The following is a 25,174-nucleotide window of genomic DNA, read 5'->3' as shown; positions in this document are numbered from 1 at the left end:
GTGATGTCCACACTCGCCACGGTCACACATTTGCCGTTAAGGAACCGTCTCCGCGTAGATCGCGGAGTGCGGGCCGATGGTGGTCGACGTCGCGCCGCCGGGCGTCGGCACGGCCGCCTTGCCCAGTTCGAGCGCCACGGCTGTGACTCCAGCCGGCGGGGCGTCCGAGACCGGGCGGCCGGATAAAGCGGCCAGCGTCGCGGCGGTGAACGGCTCGACCTCCGGCTACTCCGGCTGCGTCCGTCGGCCCTCGGACTTGCCGACCTCGCGCACGCCGAGTTCGGCTGGGAGCGTGCGCAGCGCTGCGGCGGTCTTGGCGTCGATGCTGATGTGGATGGCGTTCATCGTTCCCGCTGGGTCAGGCGGCGCGCCAGGATGAGTTGTCTCGTCGGCGCAGGGACGTGATCCGAACGTCAAGTTCGTTCACGGCGTCGGTGTCGCCGTGCTGGGCGCGGCGGATGAAGGAGCCGAGGGTGTGCAAGTCTCGCAGGCCGGTCAGCGTGGCCATGCCGGGCCAGTCGCGGGGGTCGTGGCCGTAGGCGGTGGTGAAGGCGTCGAGTTCGGCGGTGCTGCGCCCGAACCTGATGCCGCCTTGCAGGGTGGGTGCGAGGTCGAGTTCGCGGGGGCCGAAGGCCGGTTCGTCCCAGTCGCCGAGCAGTGCGGTGTCCCCGTCCCAAAGTGTGTTGCCGGGGTAAGCGTCTCCGTGCAGCATGCCGACGCCGAGAGGGAAGTCGAGGTCGGCGTACTCGGCGAGCAGGCGGCCACGTTCGGCCACCAACCAGGCTTTGTCGTCGCTGGACAAGGCGGCCGAGGAGGTCACGAGGTCCGCGAAGTGCCTCAGAGGCGCGGCCGCGGGCAGGTCGATAGGCGGTGCGGGCAGGGCGTGCAGCACCCGGAGAAGCGCTCCGAGGTGCGCGGCGCCGGGCAGGTCCCGCTGCTGGGTTTGGTCGTAGTGCTTCCAGAAGGTGACGACGAAGTCGCCGGCGTCGATCGGCTGGCTGACGTCGGCTGGTTCGGTGCACGGGAAGTCGTGGGTGCGGAGCCAGCGGGTGAGGTGGATGGCGCGCTCCGCGCTGGTCCGGGCGGTGTGCGGGGCGATCTTGGCGATCATGTCCTGGCCGGGGCCGGGGATGCGGTAGACGGTGGTGGCGTGCCGCCGGAGCAGGACCGCGCCACGGGGGTCGAGGCCCGCGTCGCGACAGGCTTGGACGAGGGCGGCGGTGTCCGGGTGATCAGGCACGAGCCGATGGTAGTGCTCGGGGCGCCTGCCGGGCCGCGGTCAGATAGCCGGTGAGGCGGTCGGTGAGCTCTGCGGCGTCACCGTGACGACGTCCGGCGAGGGCGTGTGCGTCCGCGCGCAGGCCTCCGATGGCGGTGTCGATCTGCCGGATCCGCAGCTGCGGGTCGAGGGTGAGGACGGGCTCGGCGGCGGCGAGCGCGCCGGTGACGTCGCCCTGGCCGAGCCGGGCGCGGGTCACGTCCAGCCGGGCGAGCGCTTCGTCGCCGTAGGAGCGCTCCTCCAAGGGGCCGGTTTCGTAGCCGTTGATCGCCGTCGAAGAGTGGTGTTCGGCCCGCTCGTAGTCGCCGAGCAGCGTCAGGGCCCCTCCTTGGTAGTAGGTCAGCTTCGATGCCGGGAAGCTGAGCAGCCCGCCGAAGTCGACGACGTCGTCCCGGGCGGCGGGTGCCGGGTCCAGGTCGGCGAGGCGGGCGAGTGCGTCGCGTGCGGCCGGGACGTCCCCGGCTCGGGCGGCTGACCTGGCGGCGATCGCCAGCAGTCGTTGGTGCGATTGCGCACTGACGGGGTGCTGGAGGCCTTCGCGGGCTCGTGCGGCGGCTTCCCCGGGGCGGGAGGACCACTCGAGCATGAGTGCCGCGGAACCCAGCGTCCAGGCCCGCAGCGCGTCACTCCCGGCGACGTTCGCGAAGGTGCTCGCCGACCGCAGCTGCTGCAGTGCCGCTTTCTGGTCGCCCGCGTTCTGGCTGGCGTGCGCGAGCAGCAGGCACAGCACTCCGGACAGGACGGTCGCTTCGTGTGCGCTGCGTGGGCGGTGCGCGGTCTGGGTGATGGCCGCCAGGGTTTTCTGCGCGTCGCGGAGGTCGTCGACCACGGTGGACAGTGGCGTGTGGACATAGGCGACGGCGATCCTGCACAGCTCGTCGCGCAGGTAGCTCAGCTGTTCGTCGCTGGAGGCCAGCTGGGCGGCCTCGTCGGCCATCGTCATCGACAGCGTCGCGCCGTCCCGGATCTGCCTGCCCAGATCGAGCCGCTCAGGTGCGCCGGCCGGGTCGTCGGGTCCGGTGGCCACGGTGGCCCAGAACCGGTTCTTCGCCTCGCCGGTGGCCTGGTTCAGGGCCACGGTCAGTAACTCTTGCGCTTCCCTGCCCGGTGTGACCGACGATCCGGGTGCGCTCCAGTGGTTGACGGTGCTGGGGCTCAGTCCGAGATGCTCGGCAAAAGACACCAGGTTCAGGTTCAGCGCCGCTTTGAGAGCCATCGCCGATTGCGCCGTCCACCGGAAATTCATTGTCCACGCCCTCCCTATCCCGCTCCACTGTGCCGCCCGGAACAGTGAACTGCAATAGGGCTGCAACGCGCATTGCAGTGTGCTGCAAGTGGCTGCAACGCCACGGGGTTCCGCGGCAGGCGCGAGCGAGGCACGCTCACAACACGGCCGAAACCCCAGGAAAGCCCTGGTTATCTGGCCCGCACCAACGGATCCCGGTCAATGTCCGGCCGTGGATCCGGGAAGAGACGACAACGCGAGGAACAGCGTGACCTCCGACAGCCCAAACACCTGCCTCATGGTGGCCATCATTCACCAGGACGACGTCCTGCAATGCACCCTGACACCACCATTCCAGGAAACGGAATGGCAATTGCCCTCGGTCCCCCACGTACCGGAAAGTTCGATCGAACACGCCGCCACGTGGCTTCTGTCGGATTGGGGTTTCCCCCGAACTCCCGTACGCCGGCTCGGCGCCACGAGCCAGACAGCGCAGGGCATGGTGCAGGCCGGGACGCTGGTGATGGCCAGGGTCACCACACGCACGGATCTGCGGATGAGGGCCCCGGAGGTCCGCGGCGTGCGGTGGCGTCATCTGCGCGACAGCTCCCCCGGCTCGCGAAGCGCCGTCGACCGCGTCCTGGAAACCCTCCACCTCGCAGCCGAGGAGACACCGGCCGCACCAGCCACCGCGCAACCCTCACGCTGCGCACCGCCGGAGAGCACGGGGTGAGACCCGGCTCGCCCGCAGCAGCACGACCCTCTCGAACTTGAATGTCACCACGACCAGGTGCTCCGCGCCGTGCGCGCCGTGACCAGCTCGCTGCCCAGGCGGCCCCCGACGCCGGCAGCGCAGGCGGCCGCCACCCGTCCGGCGCCTTCCCGCCCCGGCGCGGAGCACCCACCCCATGCCACGCTCACCGCCCTTCGAGGAGCTGATCCCGTGACCCACCAGACCACTGCCCCACCCACCAGCACCGTGCTCGTCGTCGAACATGGTGTGTCCTTCGCCGTCGGAGGCCACTGCTGCGACACCTGGGCCTGGGAGCACGCCGCTTACCAATGCGACCACGGGTTCATCATGTGGCCGTCACAGATCGTCGAGGCCCGCCGTGCCGCGTCCGGCCAGGACGACCCCCGATGAACACGACACGGCGCCCCCCGGCCGCGCGGGTCGCGCACCCGGCCGCGGACCATCCGGCTCACGGCGCCGTGCCCGTCCTGGCCGTCCCGCCCCATCTCCTGCCCGGCCGCTAGGCCACCGCACCGTGCACCCGGATCCCGTCCGCTGCGGCGACTGCGCCCGCGACCACCACACCTGGGGACCGGCCGACACCGAGCCGGCGCGCGACGTCACCGCCTGGACCGTGCACCTGACCCGACGACGCTGCGTCTGCCGCTGTACTTGCGGGAAAAGCGAAACCACCGTCGTCGCCCGCTCCCGCCGCGCTGACCCGCCCACCGCCTACCTGCCGTTGGCCGGATCCCTGGACCTCGCACGGGAGCGCGCGGTGATGCTGGCACCCACGGTGCCCCGGCACAGACTGCCCGCCGTCGCCGTGTTCGCCGCCGACCTGCTCCCCTACCGCCCGCCACCTTTGCGGCTGGCGCGGCCCGTGGTCCCGTTCGCCGCCGCACGACCGGTACACCAGCCCATGCCTGGCCCTGACCTCGCCGTCGTCGAACGCGTGCTCGCGAAGCTTCACCAGCTGCCCACGAAAGGCCCCAAACACGTGCCCCCGACCAATCCAGAACCCGGCCCGCCGTCGTGAGCCCGCTCGGAACGGTTCCGGCACTGCCGTGGATCGGCACCCTCGTCACGGCCGTCATCGACGGGCACGCCATCACCGGCAAAGTCATGCCCTACCAGCACTCCCGGCTCTCCCAGACGACCTTTCCCGTCGCCTTCGGGGCACGGTGGCGCACCATGACCGCAGCCACGGTCACCGAGCTTCCCCACCAGCCACCAGGCCGCAGAGAACCTGACCGGATCGGAGAATGCGCCTCCGCCGCCGCGACGAGATTCGGCCCGCTGGTCGTGATAGCAGCCGACCCGGACACCTGCGAGCCGGTCGTTCCCGCGCAACGCTCCACCACCGTAGACACGCCACCGGTGATGCCGTTGCGGTCGCGGTCGGCGTCAACATCGTCTTCCACATAAGGAGAAGCCGTGACCTACGTCCTCGCGCAGACGTTCACCGACGAGGTGATGACGCGTCTCGACAGCTACGACCGTGCCGCGCACCACGCCGATACCGCGTCCCCGCAACAACTCGCGCAGGCAGTGCTGCTGCTGACCGGCGCGCTGCGGGTATTGCTGGATCAACACCAGATCGACACCAACGGCGACTGCGAAACATGCCCGCGCCCGCGGTGGCGGCGCCGGACCCGATGTCAGCTCCCGCTCAAGATCAATGTCCTGCTCACCGACCTGAGCACCATCGCCGAAGCCACCGGCCGACACGCACTGCGCCCCACCAGCTGAGCCGGACACAACCAGGCAGCCAAAGCGCCTCGACGGCCGTTCAGGACGCCTCGGTTTCCTCCCTGCCGCCAAGGACGGCGGCGGTTTCCAGCTGCCAGGGGCGCCGGACGCGATCGGCCTCACGGCCCGACAGCGGTCGGCGGCGGATCCGCGCGGTCGCCGTCTCCTGGCGAGGCTGCCGCGTGGTCCGGCGGGAAAGCCTCGGCGATCCGTGCGCGGCTGGCGTCCTCGCTCAGGCTGTCGCCGCGCAACGCGGTGAACGCCGCGACGTACGCCTCCACCTGTTCGAGATCACGGACGACCCGTAGCCCGCTTGGTCCTGGCGTGTCGGAAAAAACCGCAGTCCGTCCGTCCATGGCGGTGGTCACCACGAACCGGTCAGCCGGCAGCGCGGACGCGCTCAACGGATAGATCAGGACGCTGACATGGCGCTTCGCCGCATCGTCACCGAGGGTCCTCATCTGCTCGGCCGCGGTCGTTGGATCGGGTTTGCCTGCCTCGAACCTCATCAGTGCCTCCTCGCCCACGACGAAGACCATGCGGGGTCGCGAAGCCCTCTCCAGGACAGCGCGCCGGCGGGAAGACAGCTTCGTCCCCACCGCCGCGAGCGCCGGTTGATAGGCGGCACGCCACTTCCACATCAGGTGGGCGATCATCGGTGTCATCAGCATTTCCGGCAGATTCGGTCCGCTGTAGCAGCGGATCGTCACTGCCGCCTCCTCGGCGACGCAACGCTCCCGTGCTGGAGCACACGCCCTGTCGTGTTCGTCCACAGTGGCCTGATCTTCTCCGTTCATGCACCCGCTCCTGCCTCGGCAGGGCGGCGACCTGGCGCGAACACGACTCCGAGAGCCGCCAGCCGGTTCTTGCGGTCCGGGGTGAGGTCGCCGGTGCCCGCTGCACGCTGACAAGTCCGCAGCCAGCATTCAAGACCGAACCCCGTACTGGTGGTGTGCCCGCGCGGAATATCGGCGAGCGACCCATGTCGGGCGTGATACACCATGGCTTCGGTAAACCGGATCTCCCAGGCCCTGTCGCCGGAGCTCAGAACGCGCCAGTCCATGCCGAGTTCGGTCAGTTTCGCGACCCGCTCCGCGCTGAGTGTCCCGTTGGCGTGATAGGAGCGCTGGTGTCCGAGCCACTTGGACAACGCTCGGCGCTCGGGATGTCTCGGGTCACTCGCGATGGCGAGGTGCCCGTGTTCGGCGTGGAACGCCTTGACCCCCTCATATGCCTGCTGCCACAGCAATTCTTTGCGTGTCAGGGGATTCCAATCTATGTCCAGGCTTTCGAGGGCGGCGACACGCTCAGGTGAGAGTTTCCCGCGCGCGAAGAGTCGCCGCTGAGCGTTCAGCCACTGGTAGAGCGCGGCTTCCTCGTCGCTGGTGTTCTTTCCGTTTCCAGGGCGCAGGTGCCCATGCGCGGCATGGAAACGCTGGGCTTGTGCGAAACTCTCGGCCCACAGCCTTTCACGGTTGGCGTAGGTGCCCCAGTTCATCCCGAGCGCGTCGAGGGTGGCGATCTGGTCGTCGGTGAGAACCCCGGCTTTGCGATCCCGGCGGCGCTGGCCGAGCCACACGCGGACATTGCAGTTGTGAGCGCGGAAATCGTGCGGGACGTCGATGTTCCCGTGTTCCGCGTGGTAGGCGCGCAGCGTCTCGATAAGACGGCCCCATTTCCCCGGTGTCCAGTCGATGCCGAGGGCTTCGAGATCGGCGATGCGCGAGGCGGCGAGGGTGCCGTCAGCGTAGTCCCTGCGGGCGACCCAGAGGATGTCGGTGATGTTGACTCCGTCCACGACGTAGCGATCGCCGGAGACATTGAGGTCGCCGTGCTGGTCGTGATAGGTGGTCAGTGCCGCGAGCGACTTCTTCCAGGCGGTGTCGTTCGGCGTCCACTCGATACCGAGCGCGTCAAGCTCCGCGACGCGAGCTGCGCTCAGTTTGCCGTGGCGCCGATTGGAGCGGCAACGGTCCAGAAATGCCCGCAGATCGTAAGGGCGGCCATGAGAATCATGGGCTTGGTGGGTGACGGGGACGCGCAGATGTCCGTAACTGTCGTGGAATACCTTCGCGACCGCGAGGCCTGTGTTCCACTTGTCGTCGATGGGATCCCACACCATGCCGTGTTCGCTGAGGAACTGGTACAGCTCGTCGGACATCTGCCCCCTGCGGTGTTTCTGCCGGCACCTCGCGAGCCACTGGTACAGAGGGAATCCAGTGTCGTCGACGAAGTCGAACGTCGGGCGGAGGTCGCCGGACGCCGCGTGGAAGCGGCGCACCGCGTCCCTCCCGAGTCGTTCGGGTTCGGCCGCGGGATCCCACACGATGCCGAGTTTCTCCAGGGCGGCGATCTGCTCGGGCAGCAGTCGCCCCAGACGGTGTGCCTTGCGAGCCTGGTCGAGCCATCTGCCCAGAGAAAACCCGTCATGGACGAAGGTCTGCGCCACGCCGATGGTGCCGTGGGCGGCGTGGTAGGCGGCCACCCGGGCGTAGCCGTCCCACCAGGGAGTCGTGGCCGATTTGACCAGCTGCACGGTCAGGTGTCGCAGGAACGTCCCGTCGTCGTCATAGCCTGCGGGCAGGTCGACGGAGATCCGGGGCAGCTGGTCGGTGTCGCGGAACCCGTGCGCGCGGCTGTGGTCGAGGGCTGAGGCGAGAATGTCGTCGTGGGCGCGAAGCGCCCGGATTACCTCCCAGAGTTGTTCGAAGTCACCAGGGTCGACGTCGTCGGTGTTGTCGTCGGGCAACAGGATCGGCACGAGAATCGTGGCGGTCCCGCTGCCGTGCGGGTTGGGACGCAGTGCCCGGCCGACGGCTTGGACGATGTCGACGGTGGAGCGTTTCGGTGAGGTGAAGGCCACGCAGTCGAGCGCGGGGACGTCGACTCCCTCGGACAGGCAGGCCACGTTACTGACGACGGTCCACCCGTCGTCGGGTGGCTGGTCGAGCGTTCGCAGCACCGCTTCGCGTTCTGCCGCGGACATTCCGCCGTGCACATGCGCGGTGTGCAGTGGTCGATCGGGCTGGTGTGTATCAGGCAGCAGGTCCAAGGTCGAGGTGTAGGTGTCCGCGAACGTCGCCGCGTCGGCGACACGGGAGCAGAAGGCCACGATGCGCCGCAGCCCGTAGCTTCTGGCGGCGCGGGCGATGGCGGTGTGCACCATCGCCGTGTGCAACCTGGGTTGTTTGCCGCCGCGGGCGAGCGCGCGTCGCAGCAGCGCGGCCACCTCGGAGCGGGCCACGCCGATGACCGCGAGCTGGAAGTTGTCGAGGTAGCCGTCGGCGATGGCCTGCGAGGTCGAGTAGCGATACAGGACCGGCCCGTAGACGCTCTCCTGGTCCATGCTGTGGGTGTGATCGACCGTGCCGCGGGCAGCACGAGCGGCGCGCTGGGCCGGGCTGAGTATCCGGGCGGTGGCGGTGAGATAGAGCCGCCGCAGCGCGGGCAGGATTTCGTCGTCGTGGACCAGCGCGGAATGTTTGTCGGCCGCTCCGACGGTGTGGTGCGCTTCGTCGACGACGAGCAGGTCGGCAACGATCTGTGCTTTCTGCAGCCCTTCCCCGACGATGTGCGCGGACAGGTGCGTTCCCACGATCAGCCGGATTCCCTGGTCGGCGGGTGCGCTACGGAGCCAGTGCGCGACGACGTCGGGATCGGTGGTGACCGGCTCGGTGATGTCGTCGACGGTCACCGCCGAGTCGGGCAGGACGGTGTCGTCGCCGCACACGGCCAGCGCGGTGTGGTGCTGGTCGTGTGCGGCCCAGGACCTGAGGATCTGGGTGACCAGCCCGACCGTGGGCGCGACGACGACCACGACTCCGCTGGTGACAGGGAGGCGTTGCGCGGTCCACATGGCCATGTGGGTTTTTCCGGTACCGCATGCGGTCCGCAGCTGCCCACGTCCCCCTCCGGCCAGGCCGGCTACGCACGCGTCGACGGCGGCGACCTGGTATGGGCGGTCTCGGAGTACCGCTGGGCCTGGTTCGGCGCCGACGGCGCGCAGATCGAACAGGGCCAGGTCCGGCGCCCGGCCGCCGGCGCTGGACGCGGCGCCGCGCCGACGGAGCGGGCTCGCGGGGCGGGGCGATCGTGCTGACACAGTGAAAGGTCCCTTGGTCAGTTCAGGACGAGGGCGACCGCGGTGGCGCCCAGGACGGAGCACATGGACGTCCCGCGGGTGATCAGCTGAGCGCGGCGGAGAACTGCGGCATCAGCGCAGACCCGGCCCGCGTTGTCCACTGCATGCCGAGCGCGTCGAGCGCGGCGATCTGGTCGTCGGTGAGCTTCCTCAGCCGATGCTGAATCCGGATATGGATCAGCCACTCCCCCACACGACCTAACGGAGTCGCGGGATCCGGCGCGATGGTGATGTCGCCGTGCTCGTCGTGATACGCCCGCAGGATCGACAGGTACTCGTCGAACGTCGCGGGCTCGGCGCCCCACCGCATGCCGAGCGTGTCAAGCTGCGCGATCCGCTCTGCGGCGAGACTCCCTGCGGCGGCCCGGGACCGTTGCTTGTCCAGCCACGACCGCAGTTCCACGCCGTCGATCTTCGTCGACCGCACGGGTTCGAGATGCCCGTGCTTGGCGTGGAACTTCCGCGCAGCCCCGATCCCGGCATGCCACGCCACCGCGTCGGGTTCGAAGTCGAAGCCGAGTTCGCGCAGCGCCTCCGCCCGGTCGGCGGGAAGGACACCGCGACGATGCGAGTCGCGGCACCGATCGGCCCACGCACCCAGCGCGTAGCCGGTCTCGGAACCATCGTCGGCGACATCATCGCCACCGGCGTGCGCGTGCCCGTGCTCGCCGTGGAAACGCGTGAGATGGCCGTACCCGTCCCACCAGCTGGTGGTGGAGGTCGAAATGATGCGGGCGTTGAGGTACCGCAGGAATCTCCCGTCGTCGTAGCCCTCCGGCAGATTCACCACGATCTGTTCCAGCGGCTGGGGATCCCCGTCCCGTCTGCCCAGGTCCGCGCGACCGCGATCCAGCGCCTCACCCAGCACGGTGTCGTGAGCACGCAACGCCCGCACGACCTGCCACACCTGGCTGTAGTCCGCGAAATCGACGTCCTCGACATCGACGGGATCGTCCGGCAGCAGAATCGGCACCAGGATCGTCGCGACGCCGGATCCCTCCGGATTACGGCGCAGCGCTCGCCCGACAGCCTGGATGATGTCGATGACCGACTGCTTCGGTGAGGTGAACGCGACCGCGTCGACCGAGGGAACATCGACTCCCTCCGACAGGCACCGCACGTTGCTCACCACGGTCCACCCCTCGTGGGGCGGGTTCACCAGGGTGGCGAGGATCCTCTCGCGCTCGCTGACGGGCATCGTGCCGTCGACATGCGCCGCGTGCAGCGGCCGGGCCGGCCGCAGGTCGGCGGGCAACGCCTGGAGGGTGCGCGCCATCGTCCGCGCGAACTCTCTCGACTCGTTGACCCGGCGGCAGAACGTCAGGACACGCCGGAGTCCGAACTGGACAGCGGCGCGGGCCAGCACGGTCTGAACCATCGCGGTGTGCAGCCCCGTAGGACTTTCCAGGCTCGCGACCGCCTCGCGCGGCAAACACGCCAGATGCTCGAGGATCTCCCGGCGTGTCACTCCCATGACCACGAGCCGGTAGTTGTCGAGATAGCCCTCGGCGATAGCCTCGGCGACGGTGTACCGGAACAGTTCAGGTCCGTAGACGCCCCGGTTGTCCATCCCGACTCTCTCCGGACCGGAACGCTTCCGGCCCTTCCGGACAACCTTGGGGGTGGCGGTGGTATACACCCGCCGCACGGCCCCGATCTGCTGGTCATCGTGCAGAAGCGCGGTGTGCTTGTCGACCCTGCCGGCTGATCGATGGGCCTCGTCCACGATGAGCAGTTCCGCGACGGTCCCGGCGCGCCTCAGACCTTCACCGACAAGGTGCGCGGAGCGGTGCGTGCTCACGATCAACCGGATCGCCGTGACCGCCGGGCGCCGCAACCAGGCCGCGACGGTCTCCGGGCTGGTCGTGACCGAGCCGGGCAGGTCAGCGGCGGTCGCGGCGCAGTCCCCGACGGAGTCGTCCCCGCACACGGCGAGCGCGACATGGTCGTGATTGGTCTGGTTCCATTCCCGCAGGACCTGCAAGACCAGCGCGATCGACGGACAGGCGATCACGACCACCCCACCAGGTGCGCACACCAGTTCGGCGACCCGCTGGCACATCACCGTCTTCCCCGTGCCGCAGGCAGAGATCAGCTGCCCGCGGCCCCCGTCCCGCAATTCCGTGATGCACGCGCGGACCGCATCGACCTGGTAGCGGCGAGTCCCGATCTTCATGCGACCGCCACCCGTGATGACGTCGTCCATCGCGGTGTCCGGCACCGCATCGCGAGGATTCACCGTGCTTCTGCTCCCTTCCTGGTGTCATCGGAATCCGGCTGCGGTGACGCGCCGGTGGGGCGGGGCCACCCGCGATACGGCGGCCAGTGCCGGGTATCGGCGGCAAGGGCCAGCACCGTCCAGGCCGACCGCTCGGTCCCGACCATCGCCAGCCAGCGGGTGCCGAACGCCGCAGCTGCCTCGGGCCAGGACGCCGGATCCACAGCGCGGACCCGGCTCATGACGAGGACGTCATCGGGTGGGAGAAACCGAAAGTCACCGGAAAGGTCCGCGATCGCCGCACCGGTGATCGCGGAGCCAAGGCGCGGTACCGGCGCCAGGATCGCGGCGAGACTGTCCCACGGCACGGTGTGCCAGCCCGCTTTAATCGCCCGGACAACCCACGCCGCGGTGCGCAGCCGATCACGGACCTCGCCCAGCCCATAGCTGTCGAATACGTCCGGCGCCAACTGCACAACCACAGCGGGAGTGGGGAACCGCCAGTCCCGGCCGAACGCCGTGTCATGGCCATGCCCGAGTCCCCGTGAGGCTTTCCGGTACAGCTCTCGGGCCTGCTCAGGTGCGATGGTGCACCGGAGAATCGCGCCGACCAGGGCCTCCCAGAGGTCACCGGTGCGGATCCGCGCCACCGGCCCCGCAGCCAGCAGGGCTGCGCGCAGCCCGGAACCAGTGTCGGGCAGCGCAGCCGGGTCGACGATGTCGAACTCCGGTTCAGTGGCCGGCTGCCCCTCGACGAGCTCCAGCACGATCTCGCGACCGCCGTCAGGGTGCGGTGTGGCCACAGCCAGCCACACCGCACCCGGCGCACGCAGGAGCCGCCGCCAGCGCCCCTCGCCGTCGAGCCACCACCCGGGATGGTCAATCATCACCGACGGCCGCCGCCCAGCTCGGTCGAGCCACACGGCTTCTGGCGGCATCAAGCCGGTCACCGTCCGACCTGCTTCCTCACCGTCGCGACGACCAGCTCGGCGGCCTGCCCGGTCGCCGCGCACACCTCACGGCTGTCGCCGACGCGGCCGATCAGCGAGACCCCGACCGCGGCGTCGTCGGCCAGGCCGACCGTGACCATGCAGTACCACTGCGGATCCCGGGTCGTGACCACCGACGGGAAGCCACCCACCATCCCTTCCCGCCACACCCAGCCCTCCTCCGGGCCTGGCGAGGGATACACCGCGCTCAGACCCTGCCGGTGGGTCGTCGCGTACATCACCCGCACGGTCCAGGCGGTCACCGGGTTCTCCCACAGGCAGGTCGGGCCTGCCGGTTCGGTCCGGTCGGGCTTGCCGAAGGCCTCGATCCCCAGCACCTGCGTGACCTGGGCCGGGGTGAGCGCGGTCGCGCACGGGTGACCGGACAGCACCGTGCCCGGCAGCGGATCCCTCACAGCCGGTGCTCCCGCGTAGGGCGGGACCAGGGTCGTCAGCCCGATCGTCCGCGTCGTCGTCGGCGACGGCGCCGGAGGGCTCACCGGGGCTGGGCCGCACCCGGCCACGACTGTTGCGATCACCAGCAGCGTGCTCGGCCCCGCCGCCACCCTGGCCAGCGTGGTCATGCTGCCGCCTCGACGATGACGTCACTGCTGACCATCAGGTGATCATTCGGTTTCGCACCCTTGGCGAGGAGCGGATGGCCGTGGACGGCGTACGTGTCGGGGTCGAACCTGGCCGGTGACCGCTTCGACAGCACGATGCGATCGATCCGCAGCGCGGTCTCCAGGTCCGTCGTGGTCGGGGTGAAGACACCGGCGACCTGGCCCGCGTCCCACCACCCATGCTCCAGAAACCGGTCCATCCCAGTGTTCGTCACCCACGTCCCGTCCGGACGCCGGATGCCTTTCTGGCTACGCATCCACGGACGGCCCACCCGGTCGCAGAGCTCCCCCCAGTTCTCATAGACCGTCTCGCCTTGAGCGGAGCTGGTCGTGTTGAAGTCACCGGCGTAGAGCGCGTTCTCCGACGCGACCTGACCGTCCTGATCCGCCTGCTCGGTCAGGCCATTCGGGCCGCGGGATCCGTTCCAATGCACGCATTTCAACCGGAACGGATGGCCGTTGATGGTGGCGGTGAGGGTGTTGGCCAGCTGGGTCCGCCTGCCGGCGAGCCGATAAGGAGTGCCCGGTTGGACGGTACGGGGGTCGACGAACAGTCCGGGGACGTTCACCGACCCCGGCACCTTGGAAATCCAGGCACGGTAGGGGACTTCGCCGAACTTCCGGCCGTCAGGACCCCTGGTCGTCCACAACGAACCGAGCAGCTTAAGGACCTCCTCGAGCGGATCCGGATCGAGGGACGTGTCGGCGTAATGGGTGCACTCCGACAAAAACAGCGCGTGCGGCGCTTCCTTCAGCGAGCACAAGGTCGCCGCCAGCTTGTCGTGATCGTGAAACCGGGTCGCACGGTTGTATCCGGCGCGTTTCACGTTCGCTGTCGCGGTCCGTAGCCGTAACTCGGTGCCCGTCATGTCGTCTCTCCCCTCGTCGACCGCGGTCTCATCGCGGCCGTCTCCCGTTCTTTCCGTGCCTCACGCGCGTTCCCGGTCAACCACGACCGCACGCGGGCCTCCGGCACACCGACCAGGACCGCGATATCGACCACCGGCAACCCGTGCGCCTGCCACTCCAAGACCGTCCACAAGCGACACGGCGACCGCTCATAACGCGGTATCCATCGCACAAACGCGCGGCCGCCCTCCCCCGGCCCGAACCAATCGGCGTCCGGGACGTCGTCGCCGTGCGCCTCGATGACGACGTCGCCGATCGTCGGCCACCACTCCGACCGGGCGCTCAAGCTGCTGCGCCGCAACGGCATCCGCGCCGCGACCACATCGAGGCCCGGCATCACGCCACTCCCCCGACACCATGTCCGTCCACGCGACCCCTACCCGCCGGCCGATACGGTGATCGCCGTCGGCGCATACCGCGCGATAACCGGCAGATGATCCGACGCCTTCTTCGCCAGCGAGCTCGCGATCACTTCGCACGACACCAACCCGGGCACGACATCAGGGGTGACGATCACGCTGTCGAGCCGACGCGACCCGCACGCCCCCTCGCCGGACCAATGCCCGACGGTCGCCGCCCACGGCTTCTTGAGCGCCGCGGCCGCGTCCACCAGGCCGCCATCACACAGCACTCGTCCCGCCGTCCGGTCCGCCTCCCAGCCCCGCGTCCCGTCGGCGTTGATCCACGTCCGGCACTGGTCCACAAACTCGCGACGCCAGTCGACCGTGCGGCACGGTTCGCCGTGGCGCACGTGGAATGGGTCGTGGTCGTACTCCGGCCACAGCGTCTCTCCCGAGACTTGTGGAGGCCAGCCCGGCAGATCCGCCGCGACTCCGTTCCGGTCCAGCCCGACCAGCGTCGCCCGCGAAGATGGCGACCGGTACACGCGCTTCACCACCACCTCGCACTCGTCGGCGCGCTGACGCAGCCCATGCGGCCTCGCATGGAACGACCCGTGCGCCACCGGCTCCCGTACCCCGACATCCAGGTCGAGCTGCACATACGCATGCCACAACGCCTGACCCGCCACCACAGCGAACCCGCCGGCCGGGCTCAGCTCGTCCGACCACAACAACCCCAGGTGATAACGCTCATTGCCCACCCCGACGGCCGGCCGGTTCCGCTGATACTCACACCGCAAACCGGTCGCCTCAGCCAGCTCCCGCAGCCGCCACCCCGCGCGCCCCGCCTTACTCCGCCGACCAGGCCCCGGCCACCAGCGACGACACCACCGCGTGCCGACGCCTCCGACCGCCAGGTCGCCGGCGATCAGCTCCTGCACAGCGACCACCAGCGCATCGCCCGCCGCGGCCGCCTCCGCGCGCTGCTGCCGGATCACCTTGTGGGCAAGCTCAGCCCGCTCAAGGTCGTCGCCATAGGCGAACATGTTGTAACTCATGAACCGGACCTGACCGGACCGCACAACACCTCCGCGCACACCGAATCCCCTCTGCAAGCGTCAACGCCTGCCATCACACGGCGGACAAGCGCCGTGACGTCCTTGCCGGCACCGGGCTCGATCAGATTTCCGCTGTGCGACAGCACATCGCCCCTAACACTGATCACCTCAGTAACCGGCGCCTGCGCCACCAAGCCCGCCAGGTCTCCGGCCGCAGTCCGGTGGGAACGGGCCCGCTTGTACGCCTCTGGATCCCGTAGCCAGTCCAGCAGCGGACGATCACCTCGCACCGAAGCCCACCAGATCCGGCAATCCGGAGGCGTTGAGCCTGCAGTGGGGATGACCGGCAGCCAGGTTGTCTCGGCTTGCGCTGCGTTTTCCAGACACATTGGACAGTCGACCGAACGTGATGTGACGACGTACTTCTGTTCAGCGCGACTTGCCATGTAGATGCACTCCGCGCGCGCGGCCTCGGTTAGACATAACGGAACCAGCAGACCGCGCTCCAGGCGAACCCCGGCGTCGATTGTGTGGACCAGCTTTGTCGTCGCCGGTTGGTGCTGCTCAACCTGCGGATGGACACCGAGAAGTTCTCGACTAGCTGGCAGGAAGCCAGGGCAGGTTGACCACTGACCAGCGTGATCTGTGTCTTCAACTCCCAGCAGGCTCAACGTCACGAGCTAGAAGCGCTCCACCTGGCCTGCCAGCAGAAGCGGCTCGCACCTCTACGCGGGCTGGCCCCGACAGTAGGCACACGAGCAACGCTGGGAAAGGAGCGGTGGCAGAAATTCGCACTTTTCTTTGCAGGCTGTGACACGCCCGGTAGTTGACCACTTCCAGTGTCGGCTTCATAAGGTGGCACAGGGGGTGTGCAGGGGGCGCTCAGGGGGTGTGAGTGGGCCATGCGCGTTCTCGAGCTCCACATCAGCCAACTTGGCTCAGTGCCACCGTCTGTAACGAACATCGGAGCCGCGGAGGCGCTCATCGCACACCTGAGACTCCTTTTAGGTGTCGCGCAGAGCCTGCGGCACATCAAGTGGCAGTTCTCCGATACTCTGTGACCGGGTGCGGACGGCGGCCAGTGAAACTTCGCCAACGGCTTGCTACGACCGCAGCAACATGCGATAGACATTCGAGGCGCGTGACCGGGCAAGTATGGACCAGGGGGCTCTTCGTGACAGGCAAAAGAGAACTCAAGCAGAATCCGCGGCTGCAATGGTATCGAGTGGATCGTGGATGGAGCCGCAGCGAACTTGCCCGCCAGTTGAATCGCAGCATCGCGTCCGAAGGAGATCGAGAGCTCGTTGGTTATCGCGAAGTCACCGAGCAGATGGTCAAATCCTGGGAAACCCGCAACGGCACTAGCAAGTTTTTTGCCAAGCACCTCTGCATGGTCCTCAACAAGAGCGCCTCGGAGCTGGGCCTCCTCACCGACGAGGAGCTGGCACTACGGCCGGCCGATCCCCGGCCGTACGACATCGCCCTGGCATCTGGCATGGTGAATCTACGAGGGAGGCTTACAGCAAAGGAGGTCGTACCGGTGTTGGCAGGCGGTGCCGATGAGACCTGGCGGTCAGCTCTCCAAGCAGCAGGCGTTCCACTTGACGTCGACCAGGACGAGGTGCTGTCGGTCGACCGACGCCGACGAGCAACGGGCACAGACCCCAAGGCGGTGGCCGCCTACGCCCAAGTTGTCGCGCATCAACGCACGCTGTACTGGACTTCCCAGTCGAGAATGCTCCTTCACGCAGCGCAAGCACACATGGCTCTCGGTAGCGAGATGCTGAGCGAAGCCCAGGGTGACGAGCCTGTTTTGGCGGCCGCAGTTGCAGAGTGCGCGCTGCTCGTAGCGAGACTGGCGTTCTTCGATCTCGATGGCTTCGAAAGGCAGGCCCTGAACGCCTTCAGGACAGCCGAGGCCGGTGTCGCCCACGCCAAAGATCACTCGTTAGCGGTCGCCGTGGCCGCTCACCAGGCGTTTGTGCCAGGCTTCGACGAGAGGTTGGCCGATGCGCGCCCATTCCTCGTAGCCGCCGAACGCCAGTGGCGGAACTCGGGCCACCACCCCTTAGTACGAGCGTGGCTGCATTGTGTCTCCGCAGAGATCTATGCTCGCAACGAACAGGTGACAGAGAGTCGTCGTCACCTCAAGCAGGCCGAGGACTATCTCGCCAAGTCCGATGGCACGGCACCGCTGTGGATGGACTTCTTCGACAGCTCACGGTTCGCGGGATTCGCAGGCAACACAGCACTCCTGGCCGGCCGCTTCGACGAAGCTATCGCCTGGCTGCAGCAGTCTCTGGAGAGCCTTGGCGCGGACAGCGGCAAGCAGCGCTCGGTACTACTGCTGGATCTTGCCGCCGCCCACGCTTCCAAATCGCCCGAACATGCCGTTGAGCTCGCTATTAAGGCCTGTGACCAGTTGGAGCAGGCGCCCTATCGGATGGCCGTGGCGCGGCTCCCTCGTGTACACGCCGCGCTGTCGACCGCACCGACGGGACGTAGGTTGGTTGATCGCACGCACGAACTCCTACGGACCCAACTCGCGATCGAACCCTAACCCTCGTCAGCGTTGTAGGCCTGCACGAGGTCGGGAAGATCAGCCAGCGAATCGAGTGTGAAGACACATGCCTTCTCAATCGGCGACTCCGGGTCTCGGAGGACATGGCCCCAGATCCCGCGTCGGATAACAGCTGTCTTCATTCCGACCTTTTGCGCCGGAGCGACATCATTGTCGAGCCTGTCACCGACGTAAAGGATCTGATCTGCTGGAACCCCTGCCTCGCCGACGATGCGTGTGAAGAATTCCGTTGACGGCTTCTCAACGCCCCACGTGTCTGAAGTGCCGAGGATGTCATGTGGTAGATCAAGACCACGCAACAGTCCTTCAGCGCGAGCCGTTTGGTTCCCCGAGATCCCTACCGTAAGGCCCAGTTCACGCAACCGAGCGAGGCACGGCCGGACGTCTGGATAAAGGTCATCCTCTCCGAACCATTCAGGCTGACCCGCAGCTGCGCGTTTTTCTCGTTCTTCAGCGAGGTCAAAACCGGGCCTGAATACCTGAAAGGTTTCCCGATAGTCTCGCCCTTGGGCAACGATCGCCCCAAACACGCCCGAGAACGTGTGCCGGGAGACACCAAGCCAGTCCGCCCAGGTTCCATACTCCCGGGCTTCGTCGATTAGTACTTCCCCCACGTCGAAGAACACCGTGTTGATCCGCATTGCCGGTGTTGTTCCCTCCACTTCGTACCCATGCCTGGGCACTTTGACAGTCTGCCAACTCAGGATACGGTTCAACTCCGCCGGACTTGGCAGCGGTCGCAGCCTCCCTGGTCCAACGGGGTTTGAACCGCACACACCCCCTGCACACCCTCTGCACGCCCCCCGTGCCACCTTATAAAGCCGATCCTCGCGGTGGTCAACTACTGGCGTGTTACAGCCAGTAGAGAACGCCCACACGTTTAGGCGTCGACGCCTGGTAGCGACGCCTCACCAGGACTGCCGGTCGGTACAGCGCGCGCCCCTTTACGACGTCGAACATGTCCCATCCGGATCGGAACCGATAGTGATCCAGTCGTGAAAGGCAAGACCCCAATTGCAGAGATCCAAGGGGAACCAAGTTGTACACCGCAGTTGATGCCGTTTGAGCGCTTGGCGCTTCTGCAGGGTCCCAGCCGTGTTCGGTTGATCGACGCGCTGGTCGGCGGCAAGGACCACTACGAGGAGGACCGGCAGGTCGCACGCGCGGTCAGTGCGGCGTTGCCGGGCGGAGCGGCCACGGCGAAGCGTCTGTTCAAGGAGGACCGCCGGTTTCAGGTGCGGGTCTGCGAGATGTTGCTCCGGCGCACGCAGGTCAGAACGTTCGTCGTCTGCGGAGCCGACCAATGGGCTGTGGACGGGGATCCGCTGCACAAGCGTATTCAGCGGGCGAACTCCGATGCGGTCGTTATTTACGTCGAATCGGAACCTGTGATCTTCAGTCACGCGCGCTCGGAGTACGACACGTCCCTCAACTCGGCTAATTCCGTGGTCCGGGTTGTCCACGCCGACATTTACGATCCTGACTTGCTCCACCGGCTGCACGACATGAGTCTCCCGCTCTATCGCGATCAGCCGGTGGCGGTGCTGCAGTGCGGAACTCTGCCGTTCGTGCCTCACGGCACGAAGTGGACTGTGCAGGAAATCACCGCAGGTTTGAGCCGCACGCTTCCGGATGGTTCGTTCCTGGCGCTGACGCACCTGTGCGCGCCGGAGGACCCTGATGACGCTGAGACGGCGCTGCGGGCGGGCAACGAGCTGACGGCGCAAGGTCTCGGGACTCGCCCGTTCCTTCCGCAGAAGGACATCGAGGCATTGTTCGCCGATCTCTCGCTGGTTGTTCCTCACGCGCTGACGGACGACCGTGTACCGGTTCCGTGCCCGGAGTGGTATCCGCCCGGTCCGTTCCGTGAGCGGGTCGCCACCGATCGGTTCAACCTCGCCGGCGTCGCGTACAAGGGACGGCCCTGGCCGCACGCGTAGTCACCCGCTTTTCTGAGAGAGCCGCCCCGACCGGCTCTCGCGCTGTAGGGGAGGAACACTGTGCACTCAACAGATTCCACGGCGCTTCTAGCGTACGAGGGTCCGATGTCTCTGCCTGCTTTGGTGCTGTCCGCAGTCGGTGAAGACCGACGCGATCACGTGCTCACGCGTCAGTCTCATCGGGACAGACATGCGCTCGCGGTCGCGCTTGTCGCCGACCTCGTCCTCGAGCGTGCGGTGAAGATCTTAGGTGGGCGGTTGGCTGTCGCCGATGGTGCGGCGGTCACCCGGCTGGCTGGGCCGTGTGGCCTGGCGGTCCGCACGACGCTGACGAGAGATCTGGCGATCGGCGACATGCTCGCCGCACTCGAGGGCCCGGCGTACACGGTCGCGTGGACGGCACTGCAGCGCGCGAACTCGGCCCGCAAAGGTCTGTTCCGAGGCTGGACTATGGACCCCGAGGCCAGCTTCCTGTGGCATCGCATGCTCGCATCGGCGCACCAGGACCGCGACTCGGCAGATCCCCGTGCCGCGGTGCTCTGGATGATTCTTTCCGAAGCCGGACTCCACCGCGATCAGCTGCGCTCACCGAGTCTGCAGCCGCGCAGCGGCTGCCCTGACGCCCTCCGCGGCCTGCTGCTGACCAGCCACGAGCATCACCGCCGAACCCCGCTCAGGCAACGCCAACACCACTGACCTTGGCGCCACGGCCCAGGTTCTTCCCCACCGGCTCGCGTCCGGCGTCCGTCCTTGCCCCTCCCCATTCCCCGCTGCTTCCTTGTCGGAGACACCATGATGAGATCGTCTCGCTTGACCACTAAACGCTGTTCCAGCGTTCTCAGTTTCGTCCTCGCCGCCACGCTGCTGCTCGCAACGTCCGCATGTGGGCTTCTCGGCGGGGACACCGACGAGTCGTCTGGTCCGCGGCCGAAGGTGGCCGCGACCTTGATGACGATCCTGGACTCCGCTCCCCTGCGGTGGGCGATCGACCAGGGATACTTCCGGGCCGCCGGCATCGAGGTGACGCCGGTCCCCGCCGAGAGCGGGCAGGCCGGCATCGCGAAGTTGCAGGGCGGGGACGCCGATATCGCCTACGCCGGTGATGTCGCGATCATCTCGGCCGTCGCCACGGGCGGCCTGGATCTGCGGGTCATCGCCCAGGCCGCGATGGCGGGCCCCGAAACCATGTGGATCATGGTCCGCAACGACGGCTCGGTCCCCACGGTGGCGGACCTGGCCGGGAAACGGATCGCACACAACGGCGTCAACGGTGTGAGCCACATGCTCACGCGCGCCGTGATGGCCACCCACAAGGTCGACGACTCGACCGTGCAGTGGACGCGGGCGAACTTCCCCGACATTCCGGGGTTGCTCGCCCGCAAGGAGATCGACGCTGCGCTGCTGCCCGAGCCGTACATCATGGCGGCGAACAAGCAGCAGTTGAAGCCGCTGATCGATCCGATCAAGGGCGGAGGCTTCGAGCAGTCGATCCCGACCGGCAGCTACGTGGTCACGGCCGCCTGGGCGCAACAGCACCCCGCGGAGATCGCGGCGTTTCAGCGTGCGCTGCGCCGCGCCGCGGCCGAGGTGACGTCGAAACCCGAGATCGTGCAGCAGCTCGCCGTGCGTGAAATGAAGGTCGACGCAGGCGACGCGCAGTTGATGAAACTCCCGATCTTCCCGCTGAAGCCGTCCGCGGTGCAGCTGCAGCGCTGGGCGGACCTGATGCACAGCTTCGGCGTGATCAAGCAGCCGGTCCGGATGTCAGACCTGGTCATCGCGCCCCCACCAGACCAGTAGGCCCTTTCCCGTCCGTCCGCCGCCCCGGCACGTACCGCACGAGTGCGGCACCACCACTTCCAAGACGACGAAAGCACGCAACGATGCCTGAGCGCCCACGCCGATCCGCCACCGCAGCGGTACACATCCCCGATTGTCCACAGTGGATCGTGACACGGGCCGGGGTCCGGGCCGCGCTGGGCGGCCGCAGGGACGACCTGGGGGCCCTGTCGGCGGCGTGGCGTATCCGCGTCTGCATGCCAGCCTTCCCGGAGACGATCATGGCCGAGCACGAGTTCCGGGATCGTGTCCTCATCCGGGCGGCCAGGAGGTTCCGGCAGTACGTCGTCGTCGACCCCGACCTCCCACCCTGGCAGCCTGTCCACGAGGTGCTGCCGGCCGACCGCGGGGCTCGCGTGCTGTACCTGCTCGACGACGCCGAATCCGCGGTGCGGTCCTGGATGGTCGCGGCCTACCGCGAGACCCCGGGCGTCAGCTGGATGTCGTCTGCTCCCGGTCTCGGTGCCTGCCTGCGCACGGCCGCCGCGAACGGGGAGATCACCCTCGACGCCCCGATCTGGGTTGTGCTGTCGTCCGCGCTCCAGCACACCTGGGATCCGCGGGCACTGCTCGCTGACCTGTGGGACGTGCTGCCCGCGGACAGCCGGGTGTCGGTCACCCACGTCGCTCCACAGCACCCGGCCACGACCCAGGATTCAGGGCGCTCGCCGGTGGAGGCCGCGTTCACGAGCTGCCTGTCATCACCGTTGGTCCTGCGCCCCGCCTCCGAGGTTCTGGACGTGTTCACCGACCCGCACGCATGGGACCTCATCCGGTGCAGCGGCGTGGAGATCCAAGCCCCTCCGGGCATCGCCGCATCACGGTCCACCACGGACACAGCGGCGGAGCTGATCACGGTGATTGCACGCCGCCCGCCCCGCACCAGACCACGTCCGTCTGCCAGCACCGTCGATCACGCGAGGAATCCCGGCCATGACCCCGACGCCTGACCCGTACTTCCTGACCCCGCACGGGACCGTCCCCGATCTGCAGGCCGAAACCGACAATCCGACCATCGGCCGGATCAATGGCTTCTTCCTCGACGAGGCCTTCGGTGTCCGATCCGAGGGTGTCTTCGTCGCGGACCGCGACCGGGCAAAGCGGATCGACGCCGACGTGCCCGGCTACCGCTGGTGTGTGCTGGCGCAGCAGCGCTTCCTCTACGACGTCATCGCGTTCGCCGCCGACGAGCGAGGGATCAGCCAGTTCGTGGTCCTGCGCGCCCCGCTGCCTCTCGGCCCGGACAGGAAAACTCCCTACACCCTGGCCAAGGCCTACATCGGCGCGCCCAGCATGGTGCTGGTGGCTCGCGAGAACATGCTGTTCGGCCACCAGCACACGGCCCTGGCCGTGCTCGAGGGGGAACGTGCCGCGGCGGTCAAGGCCGCGGTCCACGAGATCCACCGGCCGCTGCACCAGGTGCATGCACGTGGCGGCTGGTCGCTGGACCTCACGACACCGGTGTGTCTCACGATGATCGGCGATCCGGCGCACTGGCCTGGTGACGTCACCGACCTGATGCGCGCCTACCACGATGAGCTCCCTCCCGGCAGCGTGATCGGGGTGAGCACCCTCGGCACCGCTCCCCCGGGGAGCGCGGCCGCCGCCGCGCTCGATGACCTGGCCAGGCACCTGGCGTTGACACCCGAGCCCCAGCTGACCCCGCGATCCCAGGTAGAGGTCGAAAGCTGGTTCGACGGCACCGGCTGGCTCCTCGAAGCCCCGGGCGTCGCGCCGGTGTCGCACTGGTGCGGCCGACAACCCGCCGACATCGCGGGCCCGGAACTTCCGGCGTGGGGCGCGATCGCGACGAGGACCGCGTCATGACGACATCCACCGTGACCGTTCAGGAAGCCGCTCACCCAGACCTCGCGCACGCCGCGTGGATCGCGGATCTCGTCGACCACGCCGCGATCGACGTGCCGCGCAGTCTGACCGAGGTCACCGACGCCGGCCCACTGGATCGCGAGGACGCCGGAGAGTGGCTGTCCGGCCTGCTCGGCCGCTGGATCGAGCACCGACACTCCGCCTCGGAGCATCTGTTCGTTGACGTGACCACCCACCGCGCGGTCCGGCTCGTGCAGTTCCGGTGTGATACCGGCGTGCCGATGTTCTACATGGCGCAATCCCCCGGCACCGGCTGCGAGACGGACTTCTACCGGCAGCTCGTCGACGCCGCCCGATCCGCCCCAGCCCCCGGCGACAGCTGAGTCCGCCACCCGGCACGACCGGCCGCCCCGCGCGGAGCGTCGCGTCGTCCGGACAGGACTGTCCACTGTGGCCGCGCCACGTGCTGCGAGCACCGCGCCCGGTGGCCCACCGTCGCCGCACACCGCCACCGCGGACATCCGGTGGCCCACAGTCGCGCTCCCCGCACGCCCGCGGAGAGCGTCAGGAAGCACTATCAGAGAAGGGAAACAGTGACAGCATCAAGTTCGAGAACCCGCCGCCGTGGCGGGTTGCGCGTCGCCGTGGCCGCCCTGGCGGCGTTGTTCGCCACCGGCCTCGGCGCCGCGCCGGCGGCTGCCGCCGACGGCGGGACCCACGGTGCGGCCACGGCCGTACCCGCCAGCACCACCAGCCCGGCCGCCAACGGCACCGGAGACGACGATGTGTCGCCGATGATCGTCGGCGGCGAACGGGCCCCGCAGGCCTACGCCGGTGCCGGGTCGATCCAGCTGCTGAAGAACGGCGTGGCGGACTGGCACACCTGCAGCGGTGCGCTGATCCACCGGTCGTTCGTTCTCACGGCAGCGCATTGCCTGTCCATCATGGATCCGGCGCCGCAGCGCGCGGACCGGGCTGGCGAACTGGCGTGGCGTGCGTTCCAGCAGGCGCCGCCCCCGCGGTGGGCCGGGGTGGGTACGCAGGCGGAACCGCAGGATCCGTCCCAGTACACGCTGCGGATCGGGTCGACCAACCGGCACTACGGCGGAGCCGTCCGCCGGGTCACGTCGATCTCGCTCCCGAAGCACTGGGAGTGGGGCATGCCGGACGGTGACGGCTTCATCTGGGACCTGGCACTGATCCAGCTGGACCACGCGGTCCCGGGATGGCAGGTCAAGCCCGCGAAACTCGCCTATCCCCAGGCGGGCAGGCAAACCCGGATCATCGGGTGGGGTGTGACCGACCCGGATCCGGCTCACTGGGGTGCGCCGGCGCCGACGTGGCTGCGGCAGCTCGACGTGCCGATCGCCCGGAAGGACGACTGCGCCGAGGCGGGGATCGGGCGCGGCGAGATCTGCCTAGGCACCGCCCCGGGCGGAGGCACCGCGTGTGCCGGGGACTCCGGCGGCGGAGCGTTGCAGCGGTACGGGAAGGACTGGGTCCTCACCGGGCTCGGGTCACGCTCGCACACGCAGGCCTGCGTCTCCTCCACGATCTACACGCAGGTCACGGAACCGCGATTCCTGTGGTGGATCATCCGCACCATGCACGAGCGTGATGCGCGGACACAGGTCACGCAAGCGGATCTGACGCAGGCGGATCTGACGCTCGCGGGCTGACAGAGGGGCGGGTCGGTGACTGTCCGGTTCGGACGGTCAC

At 68.2% G+C, this 25,174-nt stretch carries 24 protein-coding genes; 13 read left to right on the top strand and 11 right to left on the bottom strand.

The annotated features are described in order from the left end of the window. Positions 1-358 precede the first annotated feature (358 nt). Together ED92_RS10635 and ED92_RS10630 are read right to left on the bottom strand one after the other, a co-directional pair. Positions 359-1,240 (bottom strand): phosphotransferase, encoded by an 882-nt coding sequence (locus tag ED92_RS10635; protein WP_037336503.1) that lies wholly within the window; start codon positions 1,238-1,240, stop codon positions 359-361. Next, a complete protein-coding gene (locus ED92_RS10630; RefSeq protein ID WP_052120416.1) occupies positions 1,233-2,495 on the bottom strand; it encodes a hypothetical protein in 1,263 nt (420 codons plus the stop codon). The genes ED92_RS10635 and ED92_RS10630 overlap by 8 nt, the downstream gene beginning before the upstream one ends. Positions 2,496-2,772: 277 nt before the next feature. Here ED92_RS10630 and ED92_RS10625 point away from each other — a divergent pair, with 277 nt between their 5' ends. The 4 genes from ED92_RS10625 (at position 2,773) to ED92_RS10610 (ending at position 4,989) form a co-directional block, all read left to right on the top strand. Next, the gene (locus ED92_RS10625; protein ID WP_037336501.1) at positions 2,773-3,237 is read left to right on the top strand and encodes a hypothetical protein; all 465 of its coding nucleotides are present in this window, start codon (positions 2,773-2,775) and stop codon (positions 3,235-3,237) included. Between the two features lie 210 nt (positions 3,238-3,447). Continuing rightward, complete coding sequence (locus tag ED92_RS42720) at positions 3,448-3,648, top strand: hypothetical protein (RefSeq protein ID WP_037336499.1); 201 nt, start codon at positions 3,448-3,450, stop codon at positions 3,646-3,648. A 124-nt stretch (positions 3,649-3,772) separates the two neighbouring features. Then, a complete protein-coding gene (locus tag ED92_RS10615) occupies positions 3,773-4,276 on the top strand; it encodes a hypothetical protein (protein WP_037336497.1) in 504 nt (167 codons plus the stop codon). A 398-nt stretch (positions 4,277-4,674) separates the two neighbouring features. Next, positions 4,675-4,989, top strand: coding sequence for a hypothetical protein (locus ED92_RS10610; RefSeq protein ID WP_037336495.1), 315 nt, complete (start codon positions 4,675-4,677; stop codon positions 4,987-4,989). A 119-nt stretch (positions 4,990-5,108) separates the two neighbouring features. Here the strand turns inward: ED92_RS10610 and ED92_RS10605 are convergent, their stop codons facing one another. Together ED92_RS10605 and ED92_RS10600 are read right to left on the bottom strand one after the other, a co-directional pair. After that, positions 5,109-5,786, bottom strand: coding sequence for a Scr1 family TA system antitoxin-like transcriptional regulator (locus ED92_RS10605; protein ID WP_152610903.1), 678 nt, complete (start codon positions 5,784-5,786; stop codon positions 5,109-5,111). After that, a complete protein-coding gene (locus ED92_RS10600) occupies positions 5,783-8,908 on the bottom strand; it encodes a DEAD/DEAH box helicase (RefSeq protein WP_235213317.1) in 3,126 nt (1,041 codons plus the stop codon). The genes ED92_RS10605 and ED92_RS10600 overlap by 4 nt, the downstream gene beginning before the upstream one ends. Here ED92_RS10600 and ED92_RS43290 point away from each other — a divergent pair. Further along, on the top strand, positions 8,852-9,088 hold the full coding sequence (locus tag ED92_RS43290) for a hypothetical protein (RefSeq protein WP_037336488.1): 237 nt from the start codon (positions 8,852-8,854) through the stop codon (positions 9,086-9,088). The genes ED92_RS10600 and ED92_RS43290 overlap by 57 nt on opposite strands. Positions 9,089-9,173: 85 nt before the next feature. Here the strand turns inward: ED92_RS43290 and ED92_RS10590 are convergent, their stop codons facing one another. From ED92_RS10590 to ED92_RS10565, 6 genes are read right to left on the bottom strand one after another with little or no spacing between them, the layout of a single operon-like run. After that, positions 9,174-11,369, bottom strand: coding sequence for a DEAD/DEAH box helicase (locus ED92_RS10590; RefSeq protein ID WP_152610902.1), 2,196 nt, complete (start codon positions 11,367-11,369; stop codon positions 9,174-9,176). After that, positions 11,366-12,298, bottom strand: coding sequence for a hypothetical protein (locus tag ED92_RS10585; protein ID WP_037336484.1), 933 nt, complete (start codon positions 12,296-12,298; stop codon positions 11,366-11,368). Before ED92_RS10585 ends, ED92_RS10590 begins: the two co-directional genes overlap by 4 nt. After that, positions 12,295-12,921 (bottom strand): DUF3558 family protein, encoded by a 627-nt coding sequence (locus tag ED92_RS10580; protein ID WP_052120414.1) that lies wholly within the window; start codon positions 12,919-12,921, stop codon positions 12,295-12,297. The genes ED92_RS10585 and ED92_RS10580 overlap by 4 nt, the downstream gene beginning before the upstream one ends. Continuing rightward, a complete protein-coding gene (locus tag ED92_RS10575; RefSeq protein ID WP_037336482.1) occupies positions 12,918-13,829 on the bottom strand; it encodes a hypothetical protein in 912 nt (303 codons plus the stop codon). Before ED92_RS10575 ends, ED92_RS10580 begins: the two co-directional genes overlap by 4 nt. Then, positions 13,826-14,206, bottom strand: coding sequence for a hypothetical protein (locus tag ED92_RS10570; protein ID WP_037336480.1), 381 nt, complete (start codon positions 14,204-14,206; stop codon positions 13,826-13,828). Before ED92_RS10570 ends, ED92_RS10575 begins: the two co-directional genes overlap by 4 nt. A gap of 39 nt (positions 14,207-14,245) precedes the next feature. After that, positions 14,246-15,268, bottom strand: a complete 1,023-nt coding sequence (locus ED92_RS10565; RefSeq protein ID WP_152610901.1) for a hypothetical protein — start codon at positions 15,266-15,268, stop codon at positions 14,246-14,248. Between the two features lie 1,174 nt (positions 15,269-16,442). On the opposite strand from ED92_RS10565, the gene ED92_RS10555 reads away from it, so the two are divergent. Then, positions 16,443-17,828 (top strand): hypothetical protein, encoded by a 1,386-nt coding sequence (locus ED92_RS10555; protein WP_152610900.1) that lies wholly within the window; start codon positions 16,443-16,445, stop codon positions 17,826-17,828. Here ED92_RS10555 and ED92_RS10550 read toward each other — a convergent pair. After that, positions 17,825-18,490 (bottom strand): HAD family hydrolase, encoded by a 666-nt coding sequence (locus tag ED92_RS10550; RefSeq protein WP_037336473.1) that lies wholly within the window; start codon positions 18,488-18,490, stop codon positions 17,825-17,827. The genes ED92_RS10555 and ED92_RS10550 overlap by 4 nt on opposite strands. A gap of 354 nt (positions 18,491-18,844) precedes the next feature. On the opposite strand from ED92_RS10550, the gene ED92_RS10545 reads away from it, so the two are divergent. The 7 genes from ED92_RS10545 (at position 18,845) to ED92_RS10515 (ending at position 25,134) form a co-directional block, all read left to right on the top strand. Further along, positions 18,845-19,789 carry an SAM-dependent methyltransferase gene (locus ED92_RS10545; protein ID WP_152610899.1) on the top strand — a complete coding sequence of 315 codons (945 nt, stop codon included), beginning with the start codon at positions 18,845-18,847 and terminating at the stop codon, positions 19,787-19,789. 105 nt (positions 19,790-19,894) lie between these two features. Further along, entirely contained in the window at positions 19,895-20,485 is a 591-nt protein-coding gene (locus tag ED92_RS10540; protein WP_037336469.1) for a hypothetical protein, read from the top strand. A gap of 96 nt (positions 20,486-20,581) precedes the next feature. Further along, entirely contained in the window at positions 20,582-21,589 is a 1,008-nt protein-coding gene (locus tag ED92_RS10535) for an ABC transporter substrate-binding protein (protein WP_081975755.1), read from the top strand. 83 nt (positions 21,590-21,672) lie between these two features. Then, on the top strand, positions 21,673-22,578 hold the full coding sequence (locus ED92_RS10530; RefSeq protein WP_152610898.1) for an SAM-dependent methyltransferase: 906 nt from the start codon (positions 21,673-21,675) through the stop codon (positions 22,576-22,578). Further along, positions 22,562-23,455 carry an SAM-dependent methyltransferase gene (locus tag ED92_RS10525; protein ID WP_037336462.1) on the top strand — a complete coding sequence of 298 codons (894 nt, stop codon included), beginning with the start codon at positions 22,562-22,564 and terminating at the stop codon, positions 23,453-23,455. The genes ED92_RS10530 and ED92_RS10525 overlap by 17 nt, the downstream gene beginning before the upstream one ends. After that, positions 23,452-23,838: a hypothetical protein gene (locus ED92_RS10520; RefSeq protein WP_152610897.1), complete on the top strand. Its 387-nt coding sequence runs from the start codon at positions 23,452-23,454 to the stop codon at positions 23,836-23,838. Before ED92_RS10525 ends, ED92_RS10520 begins: the two co-directional genes overlap by 4 nt. 210 nt (positions 23,839-24,048) lie before the next feature. Then, positions 24,049-25,134, top strand: a complete 1,086-nt coding sequence (locus ED92_RS10515; protein ID WP_152610896.1) for a trypsin-like serine protease — start codon at positions 24,049-24,051, stop codon at positions 25,132-25,134. The last annotated feature ends 40 nt before the right edge of the window (positions 25,135-25,174 follow it).

This window comes from Amycolatopsis sp. MJM2582, assembly GCF_000754115.1.
Lineage (GTDB): Bacteria > Actinomycetota > Actinomycetes > Mycobacteriales > Pseudonocardiaceae > Amycolatopsis > Amycolatopsis japonica.
The sequence above is the reverse complement of the archived record's forward strand: the minus strand, read 5'-3'. Positions and strand labels throughout refer to the sequence as shown.